This is a genomic window from Paenibacillus sp. AR247 (assembly GCF_002968895.1).
In the GTDB taxonomy this organism is placed as follows: domain Bacteria; phylum Bacillota; class Bacilli; order Paenibacillales; family Paenibacillaceae; genus Paenibacillus_AQ; species Paenibacillus_AQ favisporus.
Map to the genome: position 1 here is coordinate 1141937 of NZ_PCZT01000009.1, position 4258 is coordinate 1146194.

General features: G+C 53.0%; 2 protein-coding genes and 2 pseudogenes. 1 reads left to right on the forward strand and 3 read right to left on the reverse strand.

Going from position 1 to position 4258, the window contains the following annotated elements:
* Positions 1-388, reverse strand: a pseudogene (locus CPT76_RS13385) (alpha/beta hydrolase); the annotation flags it as partial.
* Between the two features lie 169 nt (positions 389-557).
* On the opposite strand from CPT76_RS13385, the gene CPT76_RS13390 reads away from it, so the two are divergent.
* Positions 558-1103, forward strand: coding sequence for a TetR/AcrR family transcriptional regulator (locus CPT76_RS13390; protein ID WP_105443273.1), 546 nt, complete (start codon positions 558-560; stop codon positions 1101-1103).
* 131 nt (positions 1104-1234) lie between these two features.
* On the opposite strand, the gene CPT76_RS13395 is transcribed toward CPT76_RS13390, so the two are convergent.
* Positions 1235-2620 (reverse strand): hypothetical protein, encoded by a 1386-nt coding sequence (locus CPT76_RS13395; protein WP_258168388.1) that lies wholly within the window; start codon positions 2618-2620, stop codon positions 1235-1237.
* 24 nt (positions 2621-2644) lie between these two features.
* Positions 2645-4258, reverse strand: a pseudogene (locus CPT76_RS13400) (helicase-related protein); the annotation flags it as partial.

Here is a 4258-nt window from a genome sequence, read left to right on the forward strand (position 1 = left end):
CGTTCTGTCATCGAAGCATTTACAGCATACCCGCTCCTGCACAAATACCTAACACGCCAATACGATCTTCATCGACATAATCCAGGGTAGTTAAGTAATCAACCGCAGACCGGATATCCTCAACACGTGAAGCCGGGTATTCAGCATAACGAGGCTCGCCATCGCTTTCTCCTTGATGGGATGCATCGAATACAATCGTTACGTACCCTAGCTCAGCAAGTTTCTCCGCATAAATGCCCGCCGTTTGTTCTTTACAGCTGCTGCCCGGATGAACGCAAACTATAGCTGGATTTTGTTTCTTGTCTTCAGCAAGTTCAGGTACATTTAAAATCGCGGCTATTTGTAGTCCATGTGCATGAAATTTCACGTTCCTTTTGGTGACTGTCACAATTAAAACCACCTTTATTCATATTTATTATACACTTGTGCGTATTAATCGCCTCGTGTATATTTACTTTAAAATAAGGGGTCTGTTGATTCAATGACCACATCGCGCAATATGCGTGTTAATACACAAGTTGTTTTCATTGTGTACAATCATCAAGGAGGACTGCTACATGGTTAAAACAGATCGAAGAATTTTAAAGTCTCGGCAAGCGATTCAATCGACTTTTTTGCAAATGTTACTTCAGGAAGGGTTTGATGAGATTACGGTTAAAAAACTTACGGAAAAAGCTGACATTGGCCGAAAAACATTCTACCTGCATTATACTGATAAATATGATCTGTTAGATAAGATTGTGGACGACCATATAGCACAATTGCGAGAAATATGTGATCAAAAACAAGACAAAGGGCTTATCGAAGGTTCGATATTATGGTTTTCTTATTTTGAGCAGCATAAATCATTTTTTGCAGCCTTGTTTAAAAGTGAAGGTGCCTCAACATTTCGCAAAAAGCTATTGTCTTTTACTATGGCGGAGATAGACAAAAAGCTTAATGAGGATTCGCTTCCGATTATTGATAAGCATATTTTTTTGAAGTTTTTAGGAACGGCAACCATGGGAGTATTGGAATCCTATGTATTAGAAGAATTAGATAGTGATATTGAAGCTGTAGCAACGCAAGTTGTGCAGCTGTATAAAACGCAATTAACAGGCTAACAGGATCGTTCATAACGTCAAATACGCTGCCTTGGCATCCCCAAACAAAAAGGAGAATCTTCTTTAAAAGATTCCCCGCAGGTAAACATCATTTACAGTTCTCGTGTTCGTTAGGCATTCAATCTTCAAATTCAATCAGGCACGTCTCCTGCTTCCGACGAAGTCCTGTCCAAACAGGTAAACCTGAATATTTGCCGCGGCCGCCCGCGCGGTACCTTCTCCATGCCGGCAATTGCCACCAACCCATGATCGATCCACTGCAGCAGCAGCCGATGCGCGCTTCGTACCGTAATGCCGAGTAATGACGCCAGCTCATGGACCTTATAATCGGTTTGGCCGTACTTGGCCCGGTTATGAAGCAGCCGGCTCAAATACGCGCTGGTCATGCCGGCATCCACCGCATGCTTCATCAGCTCCGCATCGGTGAAAGACAGCACCTCCCGGACCGGATCGGCCATCTCGAGCGGACCGATCAGCGTCTCGTCCTCCCTGACGATAAAACAGGCATTCCCTCCTGCCTCCTTCGCCTTCCGCATCGCGGTTCTGGCATGGGTGCCGGCCAAACTGGCCGAACGGCCGAAGCCGATCCCGATGCTCAGCGAAATGCCGTGCGTCGTATTGACTTCCTTGGCCAGCGGAATCGTCTTGTATCCGCCGCTTTCGCGTTCGAAGATGCCCCGCGTCGTAAAGAAAAGGTATTCGTCCCCGCCCTGGTGGGCCAGAAATCCGTCCAGCGATTCCACATAGTCGAGCACCATGCGGTGGATGTCCAGCTTCAGCTTCTGGACCTCATGCTCATTGCTCCGCTGCATGGCTACCCGTTCGAAATGGTCGACGTTGATCATCCCGACGACGATCTGGGACTCTTTGCTGCGCCGGGTCTCCGTTGACAGAAGCGCCCGCTCGAGCGCGACGACGATGTCTTGATCGGAGGGAAGCAGCCACTCGGAAGGGATGCCCCTTTCCTCCAAGCGCTGAGCCACTGCCTGCTGTCCTGTAAAAACGACGGAGCATCCGCCGGACTCAAATCCGGCTTGATGGAATGCAATCAGCTTATCCGGCGACGCATATACCGGACCATCATACACGTTCCACCGTTCATCCGTCATCCCTAAATCCCTGCAGGCTCTGCGAACCATCGTTTCGGTGAGCGTATCCACCGAGATTCCCCGGTCAAGCAGGCCGCGCTGATGCGCCGCAAACAGCGCCTTATAGAGGCCCGCATCGGTTAACGGTACGTAATGGGCTGGAACGGTTACCCGTGGGTTTTCCTTGACCTTCCTGTGAGACAACGGGTCGGACAATAGCAGCACCTCCGTCTCACTGGCTAACCGTTCCGCCAGCATTGACGCCTCCGCCGCATCCTCAAATACCCGGGGAATGGCTTCAAAAGAAGGAAACGTCTCGATCACGCGCAGGATCTGTTCAACCAAACGTTTAGGCCCGATGATCCCGATCGGGATCTGATGAGCGGCCTGCAGACGTTGATAAAAATGATTCTCCTCGTTAGCTGGCAATTCATGTCCCCCCGTTCGTATCCACTAGGAAGAAAACTCCGCTGGCTCTCCCAAAATTCCTTCTCTCAGCCCTTTGAGGTCCAGCCCATCGACGACAAACGCGCGGCGAACCAGATCCGGAGCGACAAATTCATCGTACTTGCCGAGGTACGGGGCTTCTTCCGGAGCGAGGAGCTGTTCTTCGCCGCACCGGGAGCATTCGGCCGCGATCTCCTGGATCAGCGTCCCGGCATCGCTGTTGCCGGCGACGACCATATAGTAAGGCTCCATCGGCACGATGGATCTCAGGGAGAGGCGATCCGCCAAGTGGTGCTTCAGCATCCGTTCCAGTGTGCGGAACTGCTTGCTGCCGACCCACGGCAGCACAAAGAGCGAATCGCCGCCGGCCGGAATGACGATATCGCGGAGCAGTCCGCTTTCTCTAGCCAGGCGCCGGGCTCGCTCCAAACGATTCACCGCCTGTGGCGACAAGTACGGATAAATCGCGGAATCGGCAAGCACTTCTCTCATTTTTCGCATCACTTTCGTGTGAATGTCGCCGCCCGACCCCAGCCACAGTGTGTCCACCTTGCCTTTGGCCGCCTTGACATACACGGCTTTGTGCTTGGTGTCCACCTCCACCACTTTCCACAGCTTCCCGGCCAAGGAGAAGCAATAACCGGGCGGCGGTACCGTCGTGATGGAGCCGATTTCCTCGGAGCCGTTATACACGACGTGGTCCTCGTCATCCTTAAACACCGCATAAAAACGGTAGTTATTCACGATCTTCTCCCCCGTCAGCCCGATGATGAGGGTCTGTTCCTCGGTCCATTGAATGTGGTCGGTCTGGATCAGGTAGCTGAGAAACACTTTGAACTCATCAGGTGTCACATGTTTAAACGAAGGAAGCGTAAGGACCGCACGCGCCAATTCGACGGGTTCGGATTCCCCTATGCTCTTCAGCATGCTCATTGTCTGGTGGTACAGCGTCCCGACAGGCATCCGGCGGATATCATGAGGCTCCACCCATTTATAGCGCACATAGAGTTCAATGACCGCGATGGCCCGAAGCAAGGTCCAGGGCATTCTGGCCGGAAGCGGTGCTTCTTCATCCTCTTCCTCCTGTACGACAAACAGCATTTCCGAAGCGGAGTCGCCCCTGCGTCCGGACCGGCCAAGCCGCTGGACGAAGCTGGATGCGCTGTACGGCGCGCCGAGCTGTACCACCCGCTCCAGCTCCCCCAGATCGATGCCCAGCTCCAGCGTCAGCGTTGCCGCCGCCACGGCCGGACCCGGCCCGATCTTCAGCGCGCTTTCGGCTTCCTCCCGCAGCATGGCTGAAATGCTGCCATGATGCACATAAAAGACGTCCGGCTGGCTGCGTCTGGCCGCGACCCTGCGCATTTCCAGCGTCGTCAACTCGGCATCGGACCGGCTGTTCGTAAAAATCAGCGCCTTCTTCAGGTGCGTCGTCTCGTAAATATACTCGTAGTACGCTTTGCGTGCGTTTTGCAGCTGCTCCGCCTGCTCCTCGTCCCTCGCATCGGGAAAACGAAAAATGGTACGACCCGAAGCCGCAGCTTGCGGCCGCCCGGCGATGTGACCACGGATACTTGCTCGGGACTGCCCGCACCGAGCCAGGCGGTTGCGGAATCGTAG